At 61.9% G+C, this 25,331-nt stretch carries 22 protein-coding genes and 1 tRNA gene; 12 read left to right on the forward strand and 11 right to left on the reverse strand.

Features of this window, described 5'->3' with window-relative positions; genetic code table 11:
• Window positions 1–141: 141 nt before the first annotated feature.
• The 4 genes from AB4037_RS29570 (at window position 142) to pip (ending at window position 4,442) form a co-directional block, all read left to right on the forward strand.
• The gene (locus AB4037_RS29570) at window positions 142–1,332 is read left to right on the forward strand and encodes an amino acid ABC transporter permease (protein WP_434956766.1); all 1,191 of its coding nucleotides are present in this window, start codon (window positions 142–144) and stop codon (window positions 1,330–1,332) included.
• A gap of 4 nt (window positions 1,333–1,336) precedes the next feature.
• The gene (locus tag AB4037_RS29575; RefSeq protein WP_434956765.1) at window positions 1,337–2,494 is read left to right on the forward strand and encodes an amino acid ABC transporter permease; all 1,158 of its coding nucleotides are present in this window, start codon (window positions 1,337–1,339) and stop codon (window positions 2,492–2,494) included.
• Between the two features lie 8 nt (window positions 2,495–2,502).
• Entirely contained in the window at window positions 2,503–3,273 is a 771-nt protein-coding gene (locus AB4037_RS29580; protein ID WP_434956764.1) for an amino acid ABC transporter ATP-binding protein, read from the forward strand.
• 167 nt (window positions 3,274–3,440) lie between these two features.
• Window positions 3,441–4,442: a prolyl aminopeptidase gene (gene pip / locus AB4037_RS29585; protein ID WP_441773936.1), complete on the forward strand. Its 1,002-nt coding sequence runs from the start codon at window positions 3,441–3,443 to the stop codon at window positions 4,440–4,442.
• 14 nt (window positions 4,443–4,456) lie between these two features.
• Here pip and galE read toward each other — a convergent pair whose 3' ends face one another.
• Complete coding sequence (gene galE, locus AB4037_RS29590; protein ID WP_441773937.1) at window positions 4,457–5,434, reverse strand: UDP-glucose 4-epimerase GalE; 978 nt, start codon at window positions 5,432–5,434, stop codon at window positions 4,457–4,459.
• A gap of 240 nt (window positions 5,435–5,674) precedes the next feature.
• Here galE and AB4037_RS29595 point away from each other — a divergent pair, with 240 nt between their 5' ends.
• From AB4037_RS29595 to AB4037_RS29605, 3 genes are all read left to right on the forward strand, one after another.
• A complete protein-coding gene (locus tag AB4037_RS29595; protein ID WP_441773938.1) occupies window positions 5,675–6,955 on the forward strand; it encodes a DUF3422 family protein in 1,281 nt (426 codons plus the stop codon).
• A 1,166-nt stretch (window positions 6,956–8,121) separates the two neighbouring features.
• Window positions 8,122–8,625, forward strand: a complete 504-nt coding sequence (locus AB4037_RS29600) for an ABZJ_00895 family protein (protein WP_434956760.1) — start codon at window positions 8,122–8,124, stop codon at window positions 8,623–8,625.
• Between the two features lie 191 nt (window positions 8,626–8,816).
• Window positions 8,817–9,065 carry a hypothetical protein gene (locus AB4037_RS29605; protein WP_434956759.1) on the forward strand — a complete coding sequence of 83 codons (249 nt, stop codon included), beginning with the start codon at window positions 8,817–8,819 and terminating at the stop codon, window positions 9,063–9,065.
• Window positions 9,066–9,555: 490 nt separating this feature from the next.
• Here AB4037_RS29605 and AB4037_RS29610 read toward each other — a convergent pair whose 3' ends face one another.
• A complete protein-coding gene (locus AB4037_RS29610; RefSeq protein ID WP_441773939.1) occupies window positions 9,556–10,560 on the reverse strand; it encodes a cupin-like domain-containing protein in 1,005 nt (334 codons plus the stop codon).
• Between the two features lie 632 nt (window positions 10,561–11,192).
• Window positions 11,193–11,268: transfer RNA gene (locus AB4037_RS29615), tRNA-Lys, on the reverse strand.
• Between the two features lie 178 nt (window positions 11,269–11,446).
• Between AB4037_RS29615 and AB4037_RS29620 the strand changes: the two genes are divergently transcribed.
• Window positions 11,447–13,762, forward strand: a complete 2,316-nt coding sequence (locus AB4037_RS29620; RefSeq protein WP_441773940.1) for a xanthine dehydrogenase family protein molybdopterin-binding subunit — start codon at window positions 11,447–11,449, stop codon at window positions 13,760–13,762.
• Window positions 13,763–13,850: 88 nt separating this feature from the next.
• On the opposite strand, the gene AB4037_RS29625 is transcribed toward AB4037_RS29620, so the two are convergent.
• The 3 genes from AB4037_RS29625 to AB4037_RS29635 all read right to left on the reverse strand — a co-directional run bounded on the left by AB4037_RS29625 (window position 13,851) and on the right by AB4037_RS29635 (window position 15,634).
• Entirely contained in the window at window positions 13,851–14,027 is a 177-nt protein-coding gene (locus AB4037_RS29625) for a hypothetical protein (RefSeq protein ID WP_441773941.1), read from the reverse strand.
• Window positions 14,028–14,203: 176 nt separating this feature from the next.
• Window positions 14,204–14,632: a VOC family protein gene (locus AB4037_RS29630; RefSeq protein ID WP_434956755.1), complete on the reverse strand. Its 429-nt coding sequence runs from the start codon at window positions 14,630–14,632 to the stop codon at window positions 14,204–14,206.
• A gap of 189 nt (window positions 14,633–14,821) precedes the next feature.
• The gene (locus AB4037_RS29635; RefSeq protein ID WP_441773942.1) at window positions 14,822–15,634 is read right to left on the reverse strand and encodes a helix-turn-helix domain-containing protein; all 813 of its coding nucleotides are present in this window, start codon (window positions 15,632–15,634) and stop codon (window positions 14,822–14,824) included.
• A gap of 268 nt (window positions 15,635–15,902) precedes the next feature.
• On the opposite strand from AB4037_RS29635, the gene AB4037_RS29640 reads away from it, so the two are divergent.
• Window positions 15,903–16,514, forward strand: coding sequence for a helix-turn-helix domain-containing protein (locus AB4037_RS29640; RefSeq protein WP_434956753.1), 612 nt, complete (start codon window positions 15,903–15,905; stop codon window positions 16,512–16,514).
• Here the strand turns inward: AB4037_RS29640 and AB4037_RS29645 are convergent.
• The 4 genes from AB4037_RS29645 to AB4037_RS29660 all read right to left on the reverse strand — a co-directional run bounded on the left by AB4037_RS29645 (window position 16,504) and on the right by AB4037_RS29660 (window position 20,252).
• Window positions 16,504–17,607: an S-adenosylmethionine:tRNA ribosyltransferase-isomerase gene (locus AB4037_RS29645; protein WP_441773943.1), complete on the reverse strand. Its 1,104-nt coding sequence runs from the start codon at window positions 17,605–17,607 to the stop codon at window positions 16,504–16,506. The genes AB4037_RS29640 and AB4037_RS29645 overlap by 11 nt on opposite strands.
• Window positions 17,604–18,323 carry an SDR family NAD(P)-dependent oxidoreductase gene (locus AB4037_RS29650; RefSeq protein ID WP_441773944.1) on the reverse strand — a complete coding sequence of 240 codons (720 nt, stop codon included), beginning with the start codon at window positions 18,321–18,323 and terminating at the stop codon, window positions 17,604–17,606. The genes AB4037_RS29645 and AB4037_RS29650 overlap by 4 nt, the downstream gene beginning before the upstream one ends.
• 157 nt (window positions 18,324–18,480) lie before the next feature.
• Window positions 18,481–19,563 (reverse strand): DNA polymerase IV, encoded by a 1,083-nt coding sequence (gene dinB / locus AB4037_RS29655; protein ID WP_441773945.1) that lies wholly within the window; start codon window positions 19,561–19,563, stop codon window positions 18,481–18,483.
• A 92-nt stretch (window positions 19,564–19,655) separates the two neighbouring features.
• The gene (locus AB4037_RS29660; RefSeq protein ID WP_441773946.1) at window positions 19,656–20,252 is read right to left on the reverse strand and encodes a TetR/AcrR family transcriptional regulator; all 597 of its coding nucleotides are present in this window, start codon (window positions 20,250–20,252) and stop codon (window positions 19,656–19,658) included.
• 186 nt (window positions 20,253–20,438) lie between these two features.
• Between AB4037_RS29660 and AB4037_RS29665 the strand changes: the two genes are divergently transcribed.
• Window positions 20,439–21,968 (forward strand): FAD-dependent monooxygenase, encoded by a 1,530-nt coding sequence (locus tag AB4037_RS29665; RefSeq protein ID WP_441773947.1) that lies wholly within the window; start codon window positions 20,439–20,441, stop codon window positions 21,966–21,968.
• 72 nt (window positions 21,969–22,040) lie between these two features.
• Here the strand turns inward: AB4037_RS29665 and AB4037_RS29670 are convergent, their stop codons facing one another.
• Window positions 22,041–23,450 carry a helix-turn-helix domain-containing protein gene (locus AB4037_RS29670; protein WP_434956747.1) on the reverse strand — a complete coding sequence of 470 codons (1,410 nt, stop codon included), beginning with the start codon at window positions 23,448–23,450 and terminating at the stop codon, window positions 22,041–22,043.
• Window positions 23,451–23,622: 172 nt separating this feature from the next.
• Here AB4037_RS29670 and AB4037_RS29675 point away from each other — a divergent pair, with 172 nt between their 5' ends.
• Both AB4037_RS29675 and aceA read left to right on the forward strand, forming a co-directional pair.
• Window positions 23,623–23,856 (forward strand): hypothetical protein, encoded by a 234-nt coding sequence (locus AB4037_RS29675; protein ID WP_149254922.1) that lies wholly within the window; start codon window positions 23,623–23,625, stop codon window positions 23,854–23,856.
• Between the two features lie 149 nt (window positions 23,857–24,005).
• Window positions 24,006–25,304 carry an isocitrate lyase gene (gene aceA, locus AB4037_RS29680; protein WP_434956746.1) on the forward strand — a complete coding sequence of 433 codons (1,299 nt, stop codon included), beginning with the start codon at window positions 24,006–24,008 and terminating at the stop codon, window positions 25,302–25,304.
• The last annotated feature ends 27 nt before the right edge of the window (window positions 25,305–25,331 follow it).

A 25,331-nucleotide genomic window follows, 5' to 3' on the forward strand; every position in this document is an offset into this window, starting at 1 on the left:
AAGGACACTCTGGCCACTCCGTCGGATTGGCTTGGAAACAAGGAGTTGGAGCAAAATGCGTTCAGCCATGAGCGCGCCTTGCTACAGCGGATTCCGTAGAAAAAGGGTGAGGGCTATCTGCGTGTTGGGGAGAATGAGACAATGACGTTGGCAGTCGACCGGGGAGACGGCGGCGGGCGTACCTACTGGTTCAACAATCCGAAATTACGGGCTGTTGTCTTCCAGGTCGTGCTGTTGGCAATCGTCTTGCTCATCATCTTGACGGGCGCTTGGAACGCCGTCGAAAACCTGGCCAGGCAGGGCCGCTCTCTCGGCCTTGATTTTCTGGGGCGAACGGCGAGCTTCGATATCGGCCAGACGCCGATCGAATATACTTCGCTGTCCACCAATGGCCGCGCTTTGCTGGTTGGTATCGCAAACACGCTGATCGTGGCCGCCCTTGGCATCGTGTTGGCGACCATTCTGGGTTTCATCATCGGCGTGGCCCGGCTGTCCAACAACTGGATCATCGCCAAGCTCGCGATGGTTTATATCGAAGTCGTCCGTAACATCCCGCTGTTGCTGCAGTTGCTGTTCTGGTACGGCGCCGTGCTCAAGCCCCTCCCGGGCGTGCGCCAGTCGATCACCTTCGGCGAGAGCATCTTTCTCAACAATCGCGGCATCTTCTTTCCGGCTGCCATGCCTCAGGCTGGCGCAGGCCTGGTCGGCGGGGCTTTGCTGGTCGGCATTCTCGGCGCCATCGGCGTTGCCCTCTGGGGCAAGCGCAAGCAAATGGAAACCGGCAAACGCCCGCCGGTGGGGCTCATCAACCTGGCGCTGATCGTCGGCCTGCCGCTGCTGGCCTTCCTCGCCACCGGCATGCCCTTCACCATGGATTATCCCAAGGTCGGCGGCTTCAACGTCACCGGTGGCTTCCGCCTGCAGCCCGAATTCGTGGCCCTGCTGCTCGGCCTGACCATCTATACCGCAGCCTTCATCGCCGAGACCGTGCGTTCGGGCATCCGCGGCGTGTCGCATGGCCAGACCGAGGCTTCCGGCGCTCTCGGCCTGAGGCAGGGGCACAATCTGCGCCTGGTGGTGATCCCGCAGGCAATGCGCATCATCGTGCCGCCGCTGGCCAGCCAATATCTCAACCTGACCAAGAACTCTTCGCTGGCGGTGGCCATCGGCTATCCCGATCTGGTGCAGGTGTTCTCGGGCACCGTACTCAACAACACCAATCAGGCGATCGAATGCATCGGCATCACCATGGCTGTCTATCTGATCATCAGCCTGTCGATCGCCGGTTTCATGAACTGGTTCAACCAGCGCGTCGCGCTTGTGGAGAGGTAAGGCCATGAGCGACGCAACTTCCGCCGCCGGCAGCCCGGCCTTCGTCTCGACCACGACCTTCGAGCCGCAACCGCCCCCGGCTGCGACCACCGGTGTGCTCGGCTGGCTGAAAAAGAACCTGTTTTCCTCCATCTCCAACTCCATCCTCACCGTTCTGGCGATCCTGCTGGTGATCTGGGTGCTTCCGGGCATCCTGCGCTTCATGATCTTCGACGCCGTCTGGACGGGCACCGATCGTAATGCCTGCCTCGAGGCCAATGTGGGGCGGCATGTTGGTGCCTGCTGGCCCTTCATCGAAACGCGCCTGCAATATTTCATCTACGGCCAATATCCGGTGGATGAGCGCTGGCGCGTCAACCTCACCGGCATCCTGGCGGCCATCGGCATCCTCTGGTTGCTCTGGCCGAAGATCGGCGCCAAGGGCTGGGGTGTCCTCTACTTCTTCGTGGTCTTCCCGCTGCTGGCCTTCTGGCTGCTGGTCGGGGGCTTTTTCGGGCTGGTACATGTCCCCACCAATCTGTGGGGCGGCATCCTCGTAACCCTGGTGATCGCCGTGGTCGGCATCGTGGCCTCCCTGCCGCTCGGCGTGTTCCTGGCGCTCGGACGTCGCTCGCGCATGCCGATCGCACGGACCATCTCGATCATGTATATCGAGTTCTGGCGCGGCGTGCCGCTGATCACCGTGCTGTTCATGGCCAATATCATGCTGCCGCTATTCCTGCCGGAAGGCTGGCGGCCCGACTCGCTGCTGCGCGTGCTCGTCGGCGTAGCGCTGTTCTGGTCGGCCTATATGGCCGAGGTTGTGCGCGGCGGCTTGCAGGCCATTCCCAAGGGCCAATATGAAGGCGCCCAGGCGCTGGGGCTCAGCTTTCCAAAGATGCTGATCTTCATCATCCTGCCGCAGGCGCTGCGGCTGGTGATCCCGAGCATCGTCAACACCTTCATCGCCCTGTTCAAGGACACCACTCTGGTGGCCATCGTGGGTATCTTCGACTTCCTGAAGACGATCGAGGCGTCCATTCCCGATCCGAACTGGGCAACGCCCGTGACCTACTATACGGGCTATGCATTCGCCGCTATCTTCTTCTGGATCTGCTGTTTTTCGATGTCGCGCTACTCGCAGGCCTTGGAGCGTCGTCTCGATACCGGTTACAAACGTTGAGGGGAAAAATGGCTAACGCCGTTCAAAACACTGCTGGAGAACTGAGCCCGATCGCCGTGCAGATCACGGAGATGAACAAGTGGTATGGCGAGTTCAATGTTCTCAAGAACATCAACCTCACCGTGAAGCGGGGCGAGCGCATCGTGATCTGCGGGCCGTCGGGCTCGGGCAAATCGACGATGATCCGCTGCATCAACCGCCTCGAGGAGCACCAGAAGGGCACGATCGTGGTTGACGGTATCGAGCTCACCAATGATCTCAAGCGCATCGACGAGGTGCGACGTGAGGTCGGCATGGTGTTCCAGCACTTCAACCTGTTCCCGCATCTGACCGTGCTGGAGAACTGCACGCTCGCCCCGATCTGGGTACGCAAGATGTCGAAGGCCGATGCCACCGAGAAGGCGATGCACTTCCTCAAGCGCGTCAAGATCCCCGAGCAGGCCAACAAATATCCGGGCCAGCTCTCGGGCGGCCAGCAGCAGCGCGTGGCGATTGCCCGGGCCCTGTGCATGAATCCGAAGATCATGCTGTTCGACGAGCCGACCTCGGCTCTCGATCCGGAAATGGTGAAGGAAGTGCTCGATACCATGGTCGGCCTTGCCAATGATGGCATGACCATGCTGTGCGTCACCCATGAAATGGGCTTTGCCCGCCAGGTCGCCGACCGGGTGATCTTCATGGATGCCGGCCAGATCGTCGAGAGCAACGAGCCCAACGCCTTCTTCTCCAATCCCCAGCACGAGCGCACCAAGCTCTTCCTCAGTCAGATCCTGCACTGAGGCAGGACAGCGCGGCCGGCGCAGGTCGCCGGCCGCTTTGGCTGTCTTTTCAGGGGCAGTCGCCATTTCTCATGCCCGGGCTCGTTCTGGGTAATCGGCGAAGATGCCGCCTTAGAGAGTGGCCTCGCATCATTGCCGATACCGGTTCAGTACGTAGGAATTTCATCATGGCGTTTGATCGCTCGAGCGAGCCGGATGGCACGCCGAGGCGCGGGCTCTATCCCGAAATCGAGGCTTATCGCTCCGGCATGCTCGATGTCGGCGACGGTCATTCCATCTATTGGGAACTCGCCGGCAATCCCGAGGGCCTGCCGGTGGCCTTCCTGCATGGCGGCCCGGGGGCCGGCTGTTCGGCCAAGCATCGGCGCCTGTTCGATCCGCGCTCTTGGAACATCCTGCTGTTCGACCAGCGCGGCTGCGGCCGCTCACGCCCGCATGCCAATCTGGAGGCCAACACAACTTGGCATCTGGTGGCCGACATGGAGCGGCTGCGCAAGGAAGTGCTGAAAGTCGAGCGCTGGAGCCTGTTTGGCGGATCCTGGGGCTCGACCTTGGCGCTTGCCTATGCGCAGACCCACCCACAGGCGGTGCAGGCGCTCATGTTGCGCGGCATCTTCACGCTGCGCCGCATGGAGCTCGACTGGTACTATCGGGAAGGAGCCTCCTATTTCTTCCCGGACAAATGGGAAGCCTTCCGCAAGGATCTGCCGCAGGATGCCTGGGCCGATCCGATCCTGACCTATCATCGGCGCCTGACAGGCGATGATGCGGCGACCCGCCTCGCGGCGGCCCGTGCCTGGAGCGTTTGGGAGGGGGAGACTTCGACGCTGATGCCGGAGGGGCCTGCCGTGGGCCACGCGCAGGAACAATTCGCCCTGGCCTTCGCCCGCATCGAGAACCATTATTTCGTGCATGGCGGCTGGATGGAGGAGGGGCAATTGCTGCGCGATGCCGGCAAGCTCGCCGACATCCCCGGCACCATCGTGCAGGGGCGTTATGACGTGGTCTGCCCGCCGGTCACGGCATGGGAACTGGCCAAGCGCTGGCCGAAGGCCGAATTGCAGATGGTGGAAGACTCAGGCCACTCCTTCTCCGAGCCGGGTACGCTGCATCGCCTGATCGAGGCCACCGACAAATATGCCCGCCTGCTGGGGACGGCCGCGGCCTGAGGATTCCTCCTGTCTTAACCCGGTGACTTCTCGATCCAGGCTGCGGCGCTGGCGACGATGCTGCGGAGGTCGCTGTTGCCTGGCGACCAGCCCAGCGTGTCGGCCGCCTTGTCGATATTCGCATAAAGGGCTGCCGGATCGCCCCTGCGGCGAGGATAAGGCTGGACGGGTACAGGTCGCTCGGTGACGGCTTCGACCATTTTCAGCAATTCCCTTACGGTGGTGCTGCGGCCACTGCCGAGGTTGAGCGTCAGGCTGCCGCCTCCCGCCAACAGATGATCCAGGGCGCGCAGATGCGCATCGGCGATATCGACGACATGGACATAATCGCGCATGGCCGTGCCATCGGCGGTGGGATAGTCGGTGCCGAACAGTTTGAAGACGGGGCCGAGGCCCAGGGCGGCGCGGATCGCCTTGGGTATGGCGAGGCTGGTCGTTGCATGCCGTTCGCCGATCTCGCCGTCAGGGTCGGCGCCGGCCGCATTGAAATAGCGTAGCACCACGCTGGGCAGGCCATAGGCCGCGTCGTAATGTCGGAGCGCCTGCTCGTCGATGAGCTTGGTGGTGCCATAGGGGCTGACGGGGGCCGGGAGGGTTGCTTCGGTAACCGGAAGAACCGGGGCGTCGCCATAAACGGCACAGGTCGAGGAGAAGACGATCGGGCAATTGCCGTTGTGCCGCGCCGCCTCGATCACCGCGAGAGTGCCTGCGACATTGGCGGCGTAGCAGGGGGCGGGATCGGTGACCGACGAACCCACATCGGCGTAGGCGGCAAGATGCATGATCGCGCCAGGCCGGTGCCGGGCAAAGGCGCCGGCGAGCCAGTCCGCATCGGCAATGTCGCCCTGTTCGAAGGGGCCCCAGCGGACATGTTCTCCTCGGCCGCTCGAAAGATCGTCGCAGGCAACGGGCCTGTGTCCGGATGACGCCAATGCCTTGCAGACATGGCTGCCGATATAGCCGGCCCCTCCGGTGACCAGGACGACACTCATGATGGCTCTCGCACTCCCTGGCTGGCGATTGCGACGGCCCCCGTGCTGAGCGTTGCCGCCGCCGAGGAGAATCAAAGAATAAGCTTGCCGCGTCAAATGGATGCGGGCACGGGCGCCTGTTCAGCCTTTCGGACTGCAACGCTGACGTGTATTTCCTGCGAGCACGGACGGATGAACCAGCGGGCCTTGGCTCGGAAATTGCTTCGAAAGGCTCGGCGCAATGGAATTGGAGAAGTCACGATGACGGCGATCGGCACCTCGGAAGCGAGCGAGCCCCCGTTTGCCGACCATCCGGGGCGGGCGGCCATCTATGCCGAATTGCATGCCAGGCCGACCGAGCCGATCGCCATTGCGGCGCGCATCCGCAGGGTTGCCTTCATGCCGGGAGGCGAGGGACCTTCGCTGGAGGAAGTGGCGCGAGGCTTCGCCCTTTTCGCCGGCCAGCCCGTTCTGCCCTTCGAAGATGCCCGCACACGCCACATCACGGTGGAAAGAGGCGGACGCAAGGCCACTTTCGAACTCCACAACGAATTTGCCACGCTGACCTGGCAATCCGTCCTCACCGACCGCGAGCCCTGGCCCGAGGGTATCGGCCTGGACTGTTTCGCGGGGCTGCAGCGGGTCAGTGCCACACGCATCGACCTGACCGAGACCCACGCCATTTCGGAAGCGGCGCTGGTCGGCTTCAACCCGATCAGCCTGTGCTATTCCGAACTCTATGACGGCAGGGCCCAGGTCGCGACGGATTTCAATCGCGATCGCGACGGGTTCACCCGCTACGAGCTTGCGGCCGGGCAGTGCAACGTCGTGCGTCGCGGCGTGCTGGTGCGCCGCCTCCTCGAGATCGAGACCTACAGCAATTTCGTTCTGCTCGGCCTGCCGGTGGCCCGGGCCCTCGCTTCGACGATCCGCCAGTTCGAGGGGGCCGTGAGCCAGGTGATGGGCCGGGTCGGCCACGCCCATTCAACCGGGGAGAACCGGGAGGCGCTGGAGGCCATCCATGCATTGTCGGCCGATGTCGGCCGCAGCATCGAGGAAACCAGCTTCCGTTTCGCGGCGAGCCAGGCCTATGCGGCGGTGCTCGGCACCCGCTTGGGGCAACTCGTCGAGCGGCCGATCGGCGAGTTCACCACCATCGACCGCTATCTGACCAACCGGACCAACCCGGCCGTTGCCACCTGCCTGGCAACGGAGAAGCGCCTGCAGGCGGTGGCGATGAAGCTGGAACGTTCGGCGGAACTCCTGAACGCCCATATCAGCCTCAGCCTGGAAACGCAGAACCAGACGATTCTGGACACCATCTCGCGCACGTCGGAAAGCCAGTATCGCCTGCAGGAGACGGTGGAGGGGCTCTCCATCATCGCGATCTCCTACTATGCTCTCGCCATCCTGGGCTACATGATCGAGGGCGTCAGCCACATCTGGCATGTCGACAAGGCCATCGCCATGCTGTGCGCGGCACCGGTGGTGCTGTTCCTGGTCTGGCAGGGCATCAAGCGCCTGCGACGGCACGCGGCCTGAGATGCAGGTTCGGGACATGCAAAAAGGGGCACCGAGAGGTACCCCTTTGAATTGCTTCCGCTTTGGTATCTGTCCGTCAGCTATGGGGAACGCATTGGCCGGAGTGATTGGGACGAAGCGATGGCGGGCACACGTCGATGTTCTTCCGACGCTCCGATAGCCGGCCGACCGAGGCATTCGACGCCATGTGCCGGGGATCGAACGCATCTCGGCTGGCGTCATTGATGGTGCGATTGGGCACGCATTTTCGCCATTGATTGAAATGGAAGCCCGGAGCGCATTCGGGGGCAGTCGCCACGGTCGCGTCTCTTGCGGCGGTCTCCTGGGCGGCAAGCCTGGCAGGCGTAAGCGCCACCAGGCATATCAACGTGGCTGGCAGCAGGATGGTGGCTCTTGCAATCATGGGACGGGCTCGGGGCTGATGGCGATGTGTCAGGATGCACTGCATGGACCATCGAAATGATCCATGCGCGGCTTAGCCTTTGACACGCTGCACGGTTGTGCGTTTTTGCACAGAGCGCGCAACGTCCTGCTCAGCCTCTTGTCGTCCGATGGCGACAGGCGGTCTCAGTTCTTGCACGAAATGCGGATCAATCTCAGCCGGAGCATACCGATCATGGCTGGCTGATAAGGGGGGAGGCCCGGGAAGGACGCCTTGCTGAGGTTGTCATCCGGGCCTCCGGGTTCCCAGACGGGAACGCCCAGAACTTAGACTGCTGAAACTTAGATGAGGATTAGAAGTTCAGCGTAACAGGATTATACATAGGTGTCACCAATACATACTTTGGTATAATCGGTATCTTTGATCTCGGTGTACTTTGGGTAACATCAGAATGCAGATAAATTCCGGCTGAGTGTTCCCGCCAGGCCGCCGTCAATTCGTGATTCAATTCTTCTGCCACGATATATCCGCGACCGGATCATAGATGGCAGGTACGGCGAGCTGCCGGATACATGATCGCAGTTGCAGGGCTTCCAAAACGCTCTTGGAATGCCGCGGCGCAGCGTTCCTTCTTGAAGCAGCCGCTATGATGATGAGTCTCGCATGAAACTGCATAGTCCGGATGTACAACTCATAATGGCGCAAGGAATCGGCTAGAGAGACGATCGAAAGCTGGTTGAGCGCGGCCTGCTCGATTTTGTTTGAGCCTTTGGGGGGCTTCTAAGTGGATAGTTACATTCCAACGACCAACACCGTTTCATTCGGAGCGGCCATTTTCCGCTTTTCATGGTTGTATATTCTGACCGCGATCGCCGTCGTGGTCATTGCATTCCTGCTGGAGGCATTCTTACACATCGACATGAGCAAGAACTCCTTCCTGGGCGTCCTGCCTTTGCTGTCTGCAGGCACGGGGACCGGGAAATACTATGCCTCCCGCACCGGCATGAAGCCGAAAGGCGGCAAGGCATGGTCGATAGCGCTCGTCGGCTTCGTCATCTCGTTGATTTTTAACCTGGCTGTGATCTTTGGCTTCGTCGCGTTGACCAACTCGTGGCAGGAGTTGGGTGGTCTCGGATCTCTCCGCCTACGCGGCGGGGAGCAATGGCTGGTGCCGCTGGTACTCGGCGGGTTGTTCCTGTTCTTCGTCGTGCTGACCCGCCTGTCCCTGTGGATGGGAGCCAACCCCGTCGTGAAGAAGATGCGCAAGGACGCGACCGGCGCGTTCTGAAAAGTGGGATCGCACGATGCCCCTGCGGTGCGGTGGCTGCAGGGGAGGCGTGAAGATGGTCCTCGTCGATGAGATTGACGGAGGGACGGGGGCAATTAAGGCTGAGCGGCGAGCACGAGGCCGGGCTCTTTCGAACGACATAGCCATGTCGCAAACATCGGACTATGTTACGTTGCGGTATAGGAGACCGGATGTTTAAATTATTTTACGATATGTCGATGCTCGCTTTTGAATCACAGCAAGCCATTTTACTGCGTACGCTTCGGCTGGCTCAGGGCGGAAGCCGCGCCGAGCGCGAGGCCAAGCTGATGATCAGCGAGAAAGTCACAGCCGCGCAGAAAGCCGCAGGCAAGCTCATGACGGGCACGGCGCCTGGCACCGTCGTTCGAGACTATCGACGCAAGGTTCGTTCCAATGTGAAACGCCTGTCGAAGTCATGACAGCCATTGGGGGGCACTGCTAATGGAGATGGCGTAGGCCCGCGTTCTGCATCGAGATTCGGACGTGGCGAATATCGATGCGATGGTGAGCTGGGTTTTATCACGCCCCCGTCACACCATTTGGTCTAATCATCGTGCGTTGTCGGCCGTTTCCAATACCGGTCCGATACGTCGCATCCGATCTTGGCCCGGCACGTTGCGTAACGCCGGGCTTTTTCTTGTCCGCGAGGGGGCAAGATCGGAGCTGGAGCATTCAGATGGCTCACACGTCACGATCGTATCACGTGATATGGAATTTATCACGGCGTCCAGCGATTCAGCGGGACAGCAACCTCCTTGGCCCGGCGTTCCGACAGCGCCGGGTTTTCTTTTGCAGCCCGATCGTTCGGTCGAACGGCGCTCGACCGCGATCTGGCAGCGACGACAAGCGGGGACCTGTCTCACTCTCATCCCACCCATCGCGCGCGCGGCCGGCAGGCATATCGTCTTTTCAGGTGACGCTTCGATGTCTGGAAACCTTCCTGATGAACTGCATTGGTGATTTCAGCCGCATCATCGGCGAGTAGACGATATCCTGGAAGGTCTTGGGATTGGGCATTTCGAGGGCGGAAACCAGTTTTGCCTTGAGAGCATCCCGCGCCGGTGAAAAGCCGGGCGGTCGCGGTTTCAGCCTGAGTTGGCGCAGCATGAAGTTGGCCTGATAGACCCTGGCCCGTTGCTCCAGAGCGCGCATGCAGAAGGAAATGCTCAGGCTCACCGAGATGTCGCTGCCGTTCTTGACCCAGTGTGGCGCTAAGGGCGGATGGTGCACGGCTTCGCCGGGTGTCAGTCTGTAGATCTCGCCATGGCTCTGTAATTCGGGCCTATAGCGCGGTGTATTGTAGCTGCTGGCATAGAAGCGTTCGAGTTCGATTTCCGGCAGGACTTCGCGATCCTTGGGATCGAACAGGCAGACATCCTTCTCGCCCTGAATCTGGAACAGGAAGTTGGATTCGTGGTCGATATGGAAGGGGGTGGAGATCCCGGGCGAAGACAGAATCACGGTCAGGGTTGCCCAAGTCACCTCCTGGCGGAATGGGCGATCGGCATATGTCCCGATTTCATCGATGAGCATCGCGAGAACCCGGGCGTAATCGGGATTGTAATTCTGTGTACGTGAAAGCCTGATCCAGGAGCCGCCCTCGCCAAGCCGCTCGATCAACTCGGTCGGCCGGTCATGCTGCGTGGCCTCGGTGAATTTACTGCTGATCGATACTTTTTTCAAATCAAGAGCGAGAAAGTCGGCGGCATTGCCGCTCGCGATTATGCTGCGAGCAGTTTTAACGATCTCGGGCACCTCGAATAAGCCACTTCGACAAAGTGTATGGTGAAGCTTGAAGGGTCTAATGTTGTAATTTTCTTTAAATATTTGCTTGTTCGTATCGAGTATGTTTTCAATTTTTCTGGAACTTGAATTCGACTCTCTTTCTATTTTGTTTGCGAAGGCGATGTTCATGACGAATAACTCGCTCTCTCTGGAATGCCCCACAGTCCATTAATGCTGATGATATCACCGGGAGACATTTTTATAAGGAGTAGGAGTGTTGAAAATACTAACTCTTTAGGAGAGCGTATGTCCTACTCATATCGAAATCTGAAGAGAATTGTTTGATGACTGTTTTTTCGAGAGAAAGTTATTTCAAGAATGAAAGGTTTTCGACAATTCAGGCATCGACATTGCCCAAATCCCAATCGATAGACCTAACCAAACGGCACCGCATGGCCGTTGCTGGCGCCCATAGATTTAGATGCGAATTGGTTCAGCCAAAACTGCGGGTGCCCTAAGCGCCACGCCATGTGCGAGGGATCTTTTCAGGCAAATATCCAGGGCTGTGACGACGTCTGTCTCGCGCGGGATGCCTGGCACTACCTGGATGAACTCAAGACGGCAGAGCTCGCCGACAGGCTCTTCTACATCCAAGATGCTCGTTCGAGTCACACGGGGGTTGCGATCATTGCTCAAGTCTCTGCCGGTCTCGCATGGCAGGGAGGTGTTCAAACCGGCAACAGGATGGCGCTTCGCCCTGAAACAAAAGAAGGCGCCTCGAAGGGCGCCTTGCTTTTCTTCAGCGATATCAGGGATTTCGATGGTGGGCGCACTAGGGCTCGAACCTAGGACCCGCTGATTAAGAGTCAGCTGCTCTACCAACTGAGCTATGCGCCCATCGAAACCACCGAAGCGCGACGCGGTGCCGCGTTCGATGGCCGCGATGTAGCAAAGCTCTTTGTGTGTGTCCAGCGTGTGACGGAAAAATTCTTCAGGTTTTTTGAAATCGGCTTCCTCCGTGCTATTCGAAGGCTATATTCAGAAGCGCCATTCATTAAATTGCCGGAGGTTCCTGATGCCGCCTACCAAATTTGGCGTTGGCCAAGCTGTGCGTCGCAAGGAGGACCAGTCCTTCATCACCGGCACGGGCCGTTATGTCGATGACGAATCGCGTTCCGGCGTGCTGCGGGCCTATGTGCTGCGCTCTCCCTATGCCCATGCCCGTTTCAGCATTGGCGATCTTACCGATGCCGCGGCGATGCCGGGCGTAAAGCTGATTCTGACGGCTGCCGATCTCGATGACCTCGGCGATCTTCCCTGTCTCGCCTTGATGAAGAATGCCGACGGCTCGCCGCAGCGCCCACAGCCTTATCCGCTGCTGGCGCGCGACGTGGTGCGCCATGTCGGCGATGCGGTCGCCTTCGTGGTCGCCGATTCGCTGATCGAGGCGCGTGACGCCGCCGAGGCGATCCCGGTCGACTACGAATCGCTCGACGCCATCGTCGGTTCCGTGTCGGCCCTGGAACCCGGCGCGCCGCTGGTCTGGCCCGAGCATGGCTCGAACCTCGCCTTTGATGCCCAGATCGGCGATGCCAGGAAAGTGGCCAAGGCCTTCGACAAGGCCGCCCGCGTGGTGTCCCTGGACGTCGTCAACAACCGTCTGGTTGCCAACTATTTGGAAACCCGCGGCTGCCTTGCCGAATGGGACGGCAAGCGTTTCACCCTGACTGTCGGTAGCCAGGGCGTGCATTCCATCCGCGACACGCTCGCCAACCATGTCTTCAAGGTGGAGCCCGACAGGGTGCATGTGAAGACTGGCGATGTCGGCGGCGGCTTCGGCACCAAGGCCTTCATGTATCGTGAATATCCGCTCTCGCTGGAGGCGGCGCGCCGTCTGGGCAAGCCGGTGAAGTGGTTTGCCGACCGGGCCGAGCATTTCCTGGCCGATACCCAGGGACGCGACAATATCAGTCGTATCGAGGCGGCGCTCGATCGCCGTTCGCGCATCCTGGCGGTCAAGATCGACATCATCGGCGATCTCGGCGCCTATCTGTCGCAGTTCGGTCCCTTCATCCCCTGGCTCGGCGCGTTGATGGCGACTGGCGCCTATGCGATCGGTGCCATGGATGTCAGGGTGCGCGGCGTCTTCACCAACACGCTGCCCGTCGATGCCTATCGGGGCGCCGGCCGGCCGGAGGCCGCCTATCTCATCGAGCGGCTGATGGATGCCATCGCCTTCGAGACCGGGCTTTCCGTCGACACGGTACGCACGCGCAATTTCGTCAGGCCCGAGCAGATGCCGTTCAAGGCGCCGACCGGCCGGACCTATGATTCCGGCGAGTTCGAGGGTCATATGCGCAAGGCCATGGATGTCGCCGGCTGGGGTGATTTCAAGGGCCGTTGGCAGGCCTCCAAGAAGGCCGGCAAGTTCCGCGGCATCGGCATGTCCACCTATATCGAGGCCTGCGCCGACGGGCCCAAGGAAGTGGCCAGCGTCACGCTCGAAAAAGATGGCACCGCGACCGTGCTGATCGGCACGCAGACCAACGGGCAGGGGCATCTGACGGCCTATGCGCAGTTCGTCTCGCAATATCTCGACCTGCCGCTCGAGCGCATCAACGTCATCCAGGGCGATTCCGATCGCATCAAGACGGGAGGCGGCACCGGCGGCTCGCGCTCGATCCCGGTGGGCGGGGCTTCCGTGGCCCGGGCCAGCCAGACTCTGGCCGAGAAGCTCAAGACGCTCGCTTCCGACGAACTAGAGGCCGGCATCGCCGATCTCGAAATCGTGGACGGCCGAGTGCGCGTGGTCGGCACCGACAAGGCGATCGATTTTGCCGCGCTCGCCCGCCTGCCCAAGGCGACGCCTGAACTGCTCAGCGCCGAGACTGACTATCAGCCGGGCGAGGCGACCTATCCGAACGGCACGCATATCTGCGAGGTGGAGATCGATCCTCAGACCGGGGTCACCGGCATCCTCGGTTACACCATCGTCGACGATTTCGGCATGGTGGTGAACCCGATGCTGCTGGAAGGCCAGGTGCATGGCGGTGTAGTCCAGGGCATCGGCCAGGCCTTGCTTGAGCGTACGGTCTATTCGGAAGACGGCCAGTTGCTGACGGCATCTCTCACCGATTATGCGCTGCCGCGTGCAGACGATCTGCCCTTCATCCATTTCGAGACGCGCAACATCCCCTGCAAGAACAATCCGCTCGGCGTCAAGGGCGCCGGCGAGGCCGGCACCATCGGCGCCGCCCCGGCGGTGATGAACGCGGTGATCGATGCTCTCAGGCGCGGCGTCGGCGTCACCAAGCTCGATATGCCTGCGACCCCCGAGGTGGTGTGGCGCACCATCCAGGACGCGCAGGCGAGAAAGCTGGCGGCCGAATAGCAAGAGTGCGGTGCCTGGCTGCCTTCACCAGTCGGGGGAGGGCAGCCAGGCCTTGTTTCCTCTGCTCCTGGTCTGGCGGCCCACCGGTCTATTTGCCGGTAGACAGGGCTTCGAACAGGAAGCGGCGTTCTGAGAGGCTGAGCTTGCCGAGCTGCCAGCCGGGCGTGAGCCTCTCAAGTTCCTTTTCCCAGGTGCCGGCGGAATGCCTGCGGGAGCATTCGCTCTTGGCGATGCATGTGAAGATTGCAAGGAACCTGCTGACCATGGGCTCATTCTCGTCACGCCGTCTCTACTGGGGGTATCCGTAGCCTCAAGGGCGTGGCGCCGGTGTGTCGATGGGAACAAGATGCTGCAGGTCCTTTCGCATCGTTCTTCCCGAAGATCGGTATCGGTTTTGCAGCGACGCTCCGGTTGCTTGAGCCACCATTGCCGTACAGCTTTTCAGGGCGTCGACGGTTCGGCCGCCTTCGGCCAATAAGTACCGAAAGCCCAGATATTGCCTTCCGGATCACGGCAGATGAATTCGCGGCTGCCATAGTCGCGATCGACGAGCTCTTGCTCGATTATCGCACCGGCGGCCTTGGCGCGCTGATAGGCGGCATCGGCATCGTCGACGGCGATATAGATCGACTTGCCACCTCCTGATCCAGGCGAGCCGACGATCTTGCAGAAAGTGTCGTCGCGAGCCGAGCCGAGCATGATCATCGAAGAGCCGAGGGCGAGCTGGGCGTGATCGACGACGTCGCCATTGCCGTAGCAGGCATGCAAGGTGAAGCCGAAGGCTTCCTGCAGCCAGTCGATCATGGCGCGCGCATTGGCATAGCGCAGGGCCGGGTAGAGGCGGGGGGCTTCAGTCGACGATAGTACCATGGAACATGTCTCCGTTTGTGAACCGGAGTGGACTGTGGCTCCAAGGGCGGCGGGTGGTCTTGAAGAAATGTTATACCGAGAGTCATTTTCCATGACTCTCGGCTCCTTCTGGCGATTTTCGCCAAATCTTTGATTTGGTGTCGAAAACTGCCGGGTGCTCAAACCTGAAATGCGCCATGAGGTCTGGGATTACTTGGCTGGGCGCCAGGCGGTCGGTGCGCATCCTGCCAGCGAGGTGAATTCGCGGGTGAGATGCGCCTGATCGGCATAGCCGCAGGCCGCTGCGATATCGGCCCATCCTGCCGCCGTGCCCTTGGCGGCGAGAGCCTGCGCGGCATTGAAGCGGATGATGCGGGAGACGGATTTCGGAGGCAAGCCGATCTCTTCGCGGAAGCTTGCGACCAGGCGCCTGCGGCTCCAGTCGAGTTTTTCCGCCAGTGCGCCGATGCGCACGTCGCCGCCTTTGAGCATGAGCTGGGAGAAGGCCCAGCCGATCGAGGGATTGGCCTGCGGGGCGCGGTCGAGGCGGATTGCGATGAAATGCTCGGCGAGATCGAGGCGGGACTCCCAGGAGTTCAGTTCGGCGAGCCGCCGGGCGAATTGATCGATGTCACAGTCGGCGAGGTCATCCAGCGCAACCATGCGGTCGGCCAGCTCGCTCATCGGCAGCCCGAAGAACAGCCGCCCGCCAAGCGGCGTGAAATTGATCTGGATACACTCGGCCGCGCCATCCGAATCCATGACGATCGGGCCGGCAAACAAACCAGCGGCAAAGCTGCCATAACTGTCTGCAAGGGCTGGGGGCCTGCCGAGGCCGATGCGGAACGGGCTGCCGAAATTGACGATCAGCGGCACGGTCAGCGAGGCGGTCTCGGTGAGGCCCTGCATGGCAGCACCGTTCTCCCGATAGCCGTAGATCCCGCTGACCAGCATGTTCAAGCGCGGCGCCGGGCTCCGGTACCAGAAAACCGGCTCGCTCGAACTCTTTTGTCCATGCCCCATCGCGAATCCCGGTCAAATCCCATAGCCCGACCGCGTTCGAGCGGCACGGTCGAGGCTGCGATCATAGGACGATCTGCCGTGCAGAGGGAGTCTTGTGCCAGGTCTTGCCATCGGGTTTCGATGGTACTGGTGTCATGTAAGGCCATCACGCGACGGACATGTGTTCGATCCTGCCTTGCTTCCATCAAAAGGCTTTTCTCTCGCTCAGCTTGGCCGTATTGTCCGCCAGAACAAACGATCGTTCGTCATAACAAACGGAAGGCTGGTAATGAGCGGATTGGAAAGGCGGGGTGAACTCGATGCGGGCGCGGTCGCGCTATCGGGGCAACTCGGCAAGACGGTCCAGCGTCTGCGCAAGGCCTATAATCTTTCATTGTCGGAGTTGGCCGAGCAATCCGGGGTTGCCAAGTCGATCATCAGCCAGATCGAGCGTAACGAAACCAACCCCACCTTGGCGACGATCTGGCGCCTGTCCCAAGCCCTCGACGTTTCGATCGAAAGGGTACTGGGTTCGAGCGAGGACGAGGCCTTCATCGAAAAGACCACCCGTGTCGATACGCCCGTGATCATTTCCGACGACGGCAAGTGCCGTCTGGCGGTGGTCGGCTGGCTGAAGACGGTGGAATGGTTGCAATGGTATGATTTTCGGGCCGAGCCGGGCGGCGTGCTTGAAAGCGACGCCCATCAGCGCGGCTCGGTCGAGTGCCTGTCGATCCTAGCCGGCGTGGTCGAGGTCGACGTGGCCGGCGTGCTCGAACGGGCTGAGCCTGGCGAGACGCTGCGCTATCGCTGCGACCGCCAGCACGCCATCCGCGTGGTCGGCGACGAGCCCGTTCACGCCACCATGGTTTGCTTCATGAAGGCGGCCCTCATGGAGTAGGGGCCGCCCCTGCCCATATGGAGGTTGCCGTGATGCCTGGCGGTGGTTCGATGTAATCCTCCTGCGCTGGTGCCTGGCGCTCGATCAGCACGGAATCACCGAACTCGTGGGCTCGGTAGTTCCACGCTTCCAGCATGAGCGAGATCCGGTCGAGAATGCGATCGCCGGCAAAGGCGCGCAGCAATTCGAAATGGCTCTCGCCCGGCAGATGGACGCCGCTCAGAACGGCATCGACGAGACGAAGCTTTGATTTCGGCCCGATTCGCCCCTGTGCCAAGCCATCGCCGACTCTGAGGCCACCGGGGAGCGAGGCGGCGTGTTCGAGAGCCCGCACCACGCTGGTGCCGATGGCGATCACGCGTCCCCCGACCGCCTTGGTGCGGGTGATCCCAGCTGCCGTCGCCGCCGGGAGGCGGTAGGGCTCGTCGAAGGGAAGGCGCAGATCCATCACCGCGTCGCCCGTCGAGGAAATTCCGGCGGCATGCGTCAGGCTGGCAAAACCCACGCCGCGGCGTCGCCAGGCGGCGATCGTGCGCCAGTCGAGCGCGAAACCGGCCGAGGGTGGTTCGAAGGCGAGCGGCTCGGCCGCCATTGCTGTCCACATGTCCCAAAGAGCGAGAGGCTCGGGCACGTGAGCGTATTGGATCGGCCGCCCATGCTGCGCCAGCCCGGCGAAGATCTGTTCCGGGGGGCCGGGGAAACGCAGCGATACCAGGCGAGGATAGCCATGCAAGCGCTCGACCATGGCCGTGAGTGGGCCAAGTTCGAGCTTGTCGCCGGCGAGAAGCTGCGGTGGCGCGGGACGGTCTTCCGTGCGCATGCGGTGATCGCCCGCCCCGAAGACGATGGCGATGAAGTGACGGGGATCACCGGCCGCGACCCAGGCGGCCAGTCTGACTTCGATCGGCCTGCCGCTTTCGGCATGGATGCCGGCAAGGCTGGCGGGCAGGGTAGCTGCGTCATTGGCGACGATGAGGTCGCCGGGGCTGAATAGCAGAGACAAAGCGCTGCGCGGCAGATGGCGGATCTTGCCCGTGCCCGAGACGGCGAGCAGCCGGGCGGCGCCAGGCTCCGGATTGGCAGCGGCGATCATGGCCGGATCTCCACGGTCAGAGCGAGGCGCGGCTCATCCAGGCCCAGGCTGCGAATGATCTCGGATGCCGCTTCCTCGGGACGCTTGAGCGAGGATCTGTCGGCCTCCGGAATGGCTTGCGCATGCAGGGGGGTGTCCATGTCGCCGGGATCGACGGCGAGGAAGCGAATGCCTTCTTCGCGGGCTTCCTCGGCCCAGATAGCGGTGAGATGCTGCAGCGCGGCCTTGCTGGCGCCATAGGCGCCCCAACCGGCATAGGCGTTGACGGCTGCGTCGCTGCTGATGTTGACCACGCTGGCCTTACGTCCCTGCTGCGCCGAGGCAGCGAGGGCGCCGTACAGAGCCTTGGTCAGGCGGAAGGGGCCGACCAGGTTGGTGGCGAGGGCTGCCTCCAACTCCTCGCATTGCGTGTCGGCCAGCAAGGCGAGAGGCACAGGCCCAAGGCTGGAGGCATTGTTGACGAGGAGATCGAGACCGCCAAGGTTGCCGGTAATCTGCAGGGCAATGGCATGGATGTCGGTCTTGCGTCCGACATCGCCGACAATGCCGAGCGCACCGGTTTCGGCAGCCACGCGCGTCACGGCATCGCTGGTGCGGGCGACGAAGGCCACCTGAGCGCCCCGCTCGCCCAGCGTCTGCACGAGGGCCAGCCCAAGCCCGGAGGTGCCGCCGGTAACCGCCGCACGCAGGCCTTTGAGATCGGTATGAACCGTCATCGATCGAAGCTCCCTGAATCACTCAGGGAGTTTTGATACAAGTTCAAGTGAACTTTAAGTCAAGCGATATGTCGAGATAGGGATAGATCGATCCCAGGACATTATGACCTCGGTCCGACTGCCATAGCGGTTCGATCAGGCAGATTTGTCGGGGGAATCAACCGTCCAGGCCGAGTTCGAGCTGCGTGCCGTCCGAAGGCTCTTCCGAGGCGAAGCCGGACATGGTGACACCGAGCAGGCGGATGCCTTTTGCCGGCGGAAACACGCTGCGGATGAGTTCCAGGCTGACGGCCCGCAGGGTTTCCTGGGTATGGACCGGCGCGGTCAGGGTACGGCTGCGGGTGGCCTGCTGGAAATCGGCATATTTGATCTTCACCGTCACGGTGCGGCCGAAGGCTTGGGTTTTCTCGCACCAGGCCCAGACTTCGTCCGCCATGGCGAGGACACCCGTTTCGATATCCTCAGGCTTCGTCAGGTCGTCGGAGAACGTCGTCTCCGAGCCGGCGGATTTGCGCGGGCGGTCCGGCTCCACCGGCCGGTCGTCTTCGCCCCGCGCGATCGTGTGATACCAGGCGCCGGCCTTGCCGAAATGGCGGATGAGATACTCCAGCGGCCGTGCCTTGAGGTCGGCTCCTGTGAAAATGCCGAGCCGATTCATCTTTTCCGCGGTGACCGGGCCGACACCGTGGAACTTGGCCACCGCCAGCGTCTCGACAAAAGCCGGTCCCATGGCTGGAGTGATGACGAACTGGCCATTGGGCTTGCGATGGTCGGACGCGAGCTTGGCCAGGAATTTGTTGTAGGAGATGCCGGCCGAGGCGGTAAGGCCGGTCTCCTCGAGGATACGGGCACGAATGGCCTCGGCCGTGGCCGCCGCCGAGGGCAGGCCCTGTAAATTTGCGGTGACGTCGAGATAGGCCTCGTCCAGCGACAGGGGCTCGATCAGCGGCGTGAACTCGGTGAAGACGGCATGAATCTGGCGGGAGACGGCGCGATAAACCTCGAAACGCGGCCTGACGAAGATGAGGTCGGGACAATTGCGCAGCGCAGTCGAGGAGGGCATGGCCGAACGCACGCCGAAGGCTCGCGCCTCATAGCTCGCCGCGGCGACCACGCCGCGTTTTTCCGAATAACCTACGGCCAGCGGCCGTCCCCGCAACCCGGGATCGTCGCGCTGCTCGACGGAGGCGTAGAAGGCATCCATGTCGATATGGATGATCTTGCGGATGGGGGCGGACATGGATCTAGGTTAGCAGAGCTGCGGTGATTATGGGGAGGCTGGCTGAGGCGCAAGCCTGGCTCTGACGGCACAATAGGGAAAGGCGGACACCTTCAGAACTCTTGCGCCAGGAGCCTGAAACTCTCATCGACATAGTGGGCGAGGGGATGTGCCGCCTCGTTCTGTTTCCATCGCTCCAGGGCCAGGCGCAGCGTACCCATCGCCACCATCGCGACCAGCCGAAGCCCGTCCCGCCGCTCCGGCGATGGCCAAAGCTCACACATCGCTTCCAGCAGAATCCGCTCGGTCTCGACGAAACCGGCCTCCTTGCGCGCCCGCAGGGCTTCGGTCGATTGCATCAGGCGATCGAAAACGATGGACTCCTTGGTCTCTCGCCGTGAGGCAAGCTTAATCAGGCAGTTTTGAACGGCTGCGAGAGGGGCTTGGTCAGGCGACTCTTCGAGCATTGCCGGCTTCAATGCCTCCCGGAAGCCACCGTCACGCGCGGACAGCAAAACATCCTCCTTGGACTTGAAATAATAGAAGAAGGTCCGACGTGAAATGCCGGCTGCCTGCGCGATCGCGTCGAGCGTCGTGCCTTCGTAGCCGTGCTTCACGAACAGTTTCAAACCCTCATCGATGATCCGCTCGGACGTCTCACGCCGTTTGCGTTCCCGCAGCCCTTGCGGCCTTTCCAAGACGTCCTTCATACCGACGGTTCCATAGGCGTCTCTTGCAAAATTACACTGGGTGTAATAATAAATCGCACTCAGTGCGATTTTATAACGAGATTGGCAATATGCCTCAAGCGATGATTGGGCCCGTTACCGAGCCTTTCGGCAAGGCGACGATGCCGCCGACACCGATGTTGACGAGGACGATGGAGGATTTGTCCTTTGCTGTATGATGTCGTGATTGCCGGCGCAGGGCCGGTCGGCCTGTTCCTGGCTTGTGAACTGCGCCTTGCGGATCTATCCGTGTTGGTGCTGGAGCAGAACGAAGATCCGCATTCCCCCCTGAAGCGGCTTCCCTTCGGCTTGCGCGGCCTATTGGTGCCCACTGTCGAGGCTTTCCATCGTCGCGGCTTGCTGGATGACATCGCGCCGCCGCAACGCGCGAAAGACGATTCGGGTGGTGGTGTCTCGAGTGCTGCGCACTGGATGCAACAGTCGCGTCGCCCCGGCGGTCATTTCGCCGGCATCCAGTTCTTCCACGACAATATCGATCCTTCGAAGTGGCCCTATCGCTTGCCGAGCTCCGCCGTCGCCGGCATTCCGGTCACGATGGAGCATCTGGAATCGGTCCTGGCCGCCCGCGCTCAGGCCATGGGTGTGGAAATCAGGCGGGGCCTCGGCGTCGAGGGTTTCGAGCAATCGGACGAAGACGTGACGATTCGTGCCGGCACCTCGACTTTTCGCGGGCGCTGGCTCGTCGGTTGCGATGGCGGCCGCAGCACGGTGCGCAAGGTCGGTGGTTTCGGGTTCGCCGGAACCCATCCTGAGTTCACAGGCTATTCCGTTGAAGCGGATATGGCCGATACGCACAAGCTCCGCCCGGGCCGTCACCACACGCCGACGGGCATGTATACCTATTCGTCCCCCGGGACGATCGCGATGGTCGATTTCGACGGGGGCGCTTTTCATCGGACCCAGGCGATCACGCTCGAGCATGTGCAGGCAGTATTGCGTCATATCTCCGGCACGGACGTTACCCTGACCACTCTCAAACTTGCTGCGACCTGGACGGATCGCGCCTATCAGGCGACCGCGTACCGCAAGGGGCGGGTGCTGCTTGCGGGTGATGCTGCGCATATCCATTCTCCGCTGGGCGGCCAGGGGCTCAATCTCGGGTTTGGGGATGTGATGAATCTTGGCTGGAAGCTGGCGTCCACGATCCGGGGCAGCGCGCCGGCCGGTCTGATCGACAGCTATTTCAGCGAGCGGCATCCTGTGGGCGCGCAGATCCTCGACTGGTCACGTGCCCAGGTGGCGATCATGCGGCCGACCGCCAGTACGCGCGCGCTCGAAGCCATCATCCGTGATCTCATCGATACCCGCGACGGTGCCACCTATTTTGCCGAGCGGGTGTGGGGCGTGTCGCTGCGCTACGATCTTGACGAGAACCACCAGCTGGCGGGGCTTAGCGCTCCGGACTTCGAATTGGCCGACGCGACAAAGTTCGCCGAGCTTCTCAGGATGGGCAAAGGCGTATTCCTGGACTTCGATTCCCAGCCGCAGCGTCGAGCGCTTGCATCTCGTTGGAGCGATCGGATCACCTATGTCGCTGGGGACGCCAATGACCGGCTCGGGTTGAGCGCCGTGCTGGTGCGCCCCGACGGCGTCGTCGCTTGGGCCACCGAGGCCGCCTCGGACCATGAGGAAGCTGCCAGGGCCATGGCGCGATGGTTCGGTGACCCCCTTGCGTGACGATAGCCCATTGTCGCCGGCCGCCCGCATGGGCGGCGGGTGGCATGCCTGGGATAGTCGCGACGGTTATTCTCAGATCCGAGAATAGAGGCTCTCGGCGTGTTCGTGTTCATTCAGCACCAGCTTGTGCTCAGCCGGGGGGTGGGCGCGCTGCCCGCAGTCGAGGCGCGGGCAGATGCGGCAGCCTACGCCGATTGCTACGGCCTGGCCGGCATTGGAAACGTCCATGCCATCCGAATAGACCATCTCGGCGGCGTGGGAGATGTGGCAACCCAGGCCGATCGACAGATGGCGTCGTGGGGCATTGTGGCGATGGCCACCCTTTGTCAATGACTTTGCAATGCAGAAATAGCGTGTGCCTTCCGGCATCTGGCTGATCTGGATGTTGATCTGGCCCGGCAGCAGGAAGGCGGCGTAAACGTTCCAGCGCGGGCAGGCGCCGGAATGGCGCGGAATGTGAATGCCCGAGAGCGAGAAACGCTTGGAGATGTTGCCGGCGATGTCGGTACGGATCAGGTGCAGCGGGATGCCGCTGGCGCCGGGGCGCTGCAGCGTGGTCATGCGGTGACACACCTGCTCGAAGCTGGTCTTGAAGCGCCGGGCGATCCTGTCGATGTCATAGCGCGTCTCGCGGCAGGCGGCGAGGAAAGGCTGATAGGGCATGATCACTGCGCCGGCGAAATAGGCGGCCAGGGCATGGCGGGCCAGGGCCGGGGCATCGGCCGGCAAGGCGCCTTCGGTGATAAGATGCTCGATCTCGCGCGAGGCGGCGAGCAGGCCCAGGCGGTGGGCCGCCGTGAAGGTGGCGCTTTCGGGTGAAAGTACGTCCGCGGTCTCGAAGGTTTCCTCGTCCCTGCCGAGGCGCCCGGCCAGGCCCTGGGGCAGGGGAGCCAGCCGCCATTGCACGCCGAACACGTTGGAGAGGTAGAGCTTGAGGCCGGGCTCGAAGGAATCGGAGAGATTGTCGATCTCGCCGCGAATGCGCTCGGCCTGGGCCTCCAGTGCCGGGAAGTAGTTGGCGTTGGCCTGCAGGAAATCGGAGACCGCATCGGTGGCGACGTGATAGCCCGCTTCCTGGGCGGACGTGGCGCCCTGGTTGGCATTGCGCAGCGAACGGAAGCGATCGAACAGATGCACGATGGCCCGCCCGATCTGCGGGTTGGAGCTGGCGAGATCGCGCACGTCCTGATTGGTGACGTCGCTGTCGGCAAAGAGATCGTCGCCGAACAATTCCATCAGGTCGCCAGCCAGGCGCGAATCGTCGTTCTCGGCGAGCTCGGTGGCGTCGACGCCGAAATAGCTGGCCGTCTTCAACAGCAGGGGCACTGTCATGCGCCTGCGATTGTGCTCGATCAGGTTGAGATAGCTCGCCGAAATGCCGAGCGAGCTGGCGAGTTGCGCCTGTGAAATCCGGCTCTGCCGGCGCAGCCTCTGAATCTTGCCGCCGATACGCGGGTCGGCCTCTTGCATGGCGCCTGTCATGGTTCGTTTCCGGTCTCGTCGCTTTGTAAATCTTTACACGATTTACAACATTACAAAATTTTCTTTACAGCGCTTTTCCGGTTGACGCCCCGGAAATGCGATACGCCTTGCTTTATTGCGCCGCGGTGTCAATCATTGACTTAACACGAAACGCGGCACGGAGGAACGTGTTATGGACCAGATGCGCCAAAGCAACGATCACGACGAATTCATCACCATCATCGGCGCCAGCATGGCCGAGATCAACGCCGAGTACCACGCTCAGGGCCTGGCAGACCGGGACTTTTCGATCGTGCACAAGATTGGCCGGCATCGCTTCACCCGCGTGGGTGGCGGCGCTTCCGAACACATGTTCGACGGCCAGTCGATGATCGCCGCCACCTTCACCCGCAGCCGGCGCAATTGAGCCGTGGGATCGCCGGCATCGCAGTCACGCCCGCGGATGGTCGTAGCGACAGCCGGGCTTTCCTTGCCAACAGGTGAGGCAGCACCACAGCAATCAAGGATGCTGCCGCCGTCAATGTCTTTACACGTCTACACGTTAGGAATTTTGTGATGCTCGATACCCAGAAGAACCGCCCCGCCGAGACCTTCCCCGCCCCCGAATGGGCGCCGGATCGCTGGCGCAACGTCCGCCGCAACTACACGCCGCGCGACGTGGAGCGGCTCGCCGGGTCCCTGCCGATCCGCAACACGCTGGCCGAGAATGGCGCCAGGCGCCTGTGGGAACTCCTGCATAAGCGTGACTATGTGCCGACGCTGGGCACCTTCACCGGCAACCAGGCCGTGCAGCAGGTCAAGGCCGGCCTCGAGGCGATCTACCTGTCCGGCTGGCAGGTGGCGGCTGACGCCAACACCTCGGGCAACATGTATCCCGACCAGAGCCTTTACCCGGTCGACAGCGTGCCCTCGGTGGTGCGCCGTATCAACAAGGCCCTGCAGCGTGCCGACCAGATCCAGACCATGGAGCGCGTCGACGGCAAGGGTGGCGAGCAGCTCGATTATTTCGTGCCTGTCATCGCCGATGCCGAAGCCGGCTTTGGCGGCCAGCTCAACGCCTATGAATTGATGAAGGCGATGATCGAGGCCGGCGCCGCCGCGGTGCATTTCGAGGACCAGCTCGCCTCGGAGAAGAAGTGCGGCCATCTCGGCGGCAAGGTGCTGGTGCCGACGCGCACCTTCATCAAGACGCTGAACGCGGCGCGCCTTGCGGCTGACGTGATGGGTGTGCCCACGCTGATCATGGCCCGCACCGACGCCGAGGCCGCCCGCCTGATCACCTCCGATGTCGACGAGGCCGACCGGCCCTTCATCACCGGAGAGCGCACGCCGGAAGGCTTCTATGTGCTCAAGGGCGGCTTCGAGGCGGCGATCGCCCGCGGCATTGCCTATGCGCCCTATGCCGACCTGATCTGGTGCGAGACCTCGACGCCGAGCCTGCCCGACGCCAAGCGTTTCGCTGAAGCCGTGCGCAAGGAGCATCCCGACCAGATGCTGGCCTATAATTGCTCGCCCTCGTTCAACTGGGCCAAGCATATGGATCCGGCGGCGATGAAGGCCTTCCAGCGCGAGCTGGGTGCGATGGGCTACAAGTACCAGTTCATCACGCTGGCCGGTTTCCACAACACCAGCTTCACCACCTTCGACCTCGCCCGCCGCTACAAGCAGGACGGCATGGCCGCCTATTCACAGCTCCAGCAGGCCGAGTTCGCCGCCGAGGCCCAAGGCTTCACCGCGACGCGCCACCAGCGCGAAGTCGGCACCTCCTATTTCGACGCCATCGCCACCATCCTCGGCGAAGGCCAGAGTTCGACGACCGCGATGGAGCATTCGACCGAAACGGCGCAGTTCTAAGCCTGAAAACAAGCACAAGCCTCGGCC

This window comes from Labrys sp. KB_33_2 (assembly GCF_052114505.1).
In the GTDB taxonomy this organism is placed as follows: Bacteria; Pseudomonadota; Alphaproteobacteria; order Rhizobiales; family Labraceae; genus Labrys.

Bases quoted from the DNA above. Each gene is read 5' to 3' on its own strand.
- dinB (WP_441773945.1), bottom strand. From the start codon at position 19,563: ATGTCCGCCCCCATCCGCAAGATCATCCATATCGACATGGATGCCTTC.
- AB4037_RS29630 (WP_434956755.1), bottom strand. From the start codon at position 14,632: ATGGTACTATCGTCGACTGAAGCCCCCCGCCTCTACCCGGCCCTGCGC.
- AB4037_RS29645 (WP_441773943.1), bottom strand. From the start codon at position 17,607: ATGATCGCCGCTGCCAATCCGGAGCCTGGCGCCGCCCGGCTGCTCGCC.
- AB4037_RS29575 (WP_434956765.1), top strand. From the start codon at position 1,337: ATGAGCGACGCAACTTCCGCCGCCGGCAGCCCGGCCTTCGTCTCGACC.
- AB4037_RS29640 (WP_434956753.1), top strand. From the start codon at position 15,903: ATGAGCGGATTGGAAAGGCGGGGTGAACTCGATGCGGGCGCGGTCGCG.
- AB4037_RS29610 (WP_441773939.1), bottom strand. From the start codon at position 10,560: ATGAACATCGCCTTCGCAAACAAAATAGAAAGAGAGTCGAATTCAAGT.
- AB4037_RS29660 (WP_441773946.1), bottom strand. From the start codon at position 20,252: ATGAAGGACGTCTTGGAAAGGCCGCAAGGGCTGCGGGAACGCAAACGG.
- pip (WP_441773936.1), top strand. From the start codon at position 3,441: ATGGCGTTTGATCGCTCGAGCGAGCCGGATGGCACGCCGAGGCGCGGG.
- AB4037_RS29635 (WP_441773942.1), bottom strand. From the start codon at position 15,634: ATGGGGCATGGACAAAAGAGTTCGAGCGAGCCGGTTTTCTGGTACCGG.
- galE (WP_441773937.1), bottom strand. From the start codon at position 5,434: ATGAGTGTCGTCCTGGTCACCGGAGGGGCCGGCTATATCGGCAGCCAT.
- AB4037_RS29650 (WP_441773944.1), bottom strand. From the start codon at position 18,323: ATGACGGTTCATACCGATCTCAAAGGCCTGCGTGCGGCGGTTACCGGC.
- AB4037_RS29670 (WP_434956747.1), bottom strand. From the start codon at position 23,450: ATGACAGGCGCCATGCAAGAGGCCGACCCGCGTATCGGCGGCAAGATT.
- AB4037_RS29580 (WP_434956764.1), top strand. From the start codon at position 2,503: ATGGCTAACGCCGTTCAAAACACTGCTGGAGAACTGAGCCCGATCGCC.
- AB4037_RS29605 (WP_434956759.1), top strand. From the start codon at position 8,817: ATGTTTAAATTATTTTACGATATGTCGATGCTCGCTTTTGAATCACAG.
- AB4037_RS29625 (WP_441773941.1), bottom strand. From the start codon at position 14,027: ATGGTCAGCAGGTTCCTTGCAATCTTCACATGCATCGCCAAGAGCGAA.
- aceA (WP_434956746.1), top strand. From the start codon at position 24,006: ATGCTCGATACCCAGAAGAACCGCCCCGCCGAGACCTTCCCCGCCCCC.
- AB4037_RS29595 (WP_441773938.1), top strand. From the start codon at position 5,675: ATGACGGCGATCGGCACCTCGGAAGCGAGCGAGCCCCCGTTTGCCGAC.
- AB4037_RS29675 (WP_149254922.1), top strand. From the start codon at position 23,623: ATGGACCAGATGCGCCAAAGCAACGATCACGACGAATTCATCACCATC.
- AB4037_RS29620 (WP_441773940.1), top strand. From the start codon at position 11,447: ATGCCGCCTACCAAATTTGGCGTTGGCCAAGCTGTGCGTCGCAAGGAG.
- AB4037_RS29570 (WP_434956766.1), top strand. From the start codon at position 142: ATGACGTTGGCAGTCGACCGGGGAGACGGCGGCGGGCGTACCTACTGG.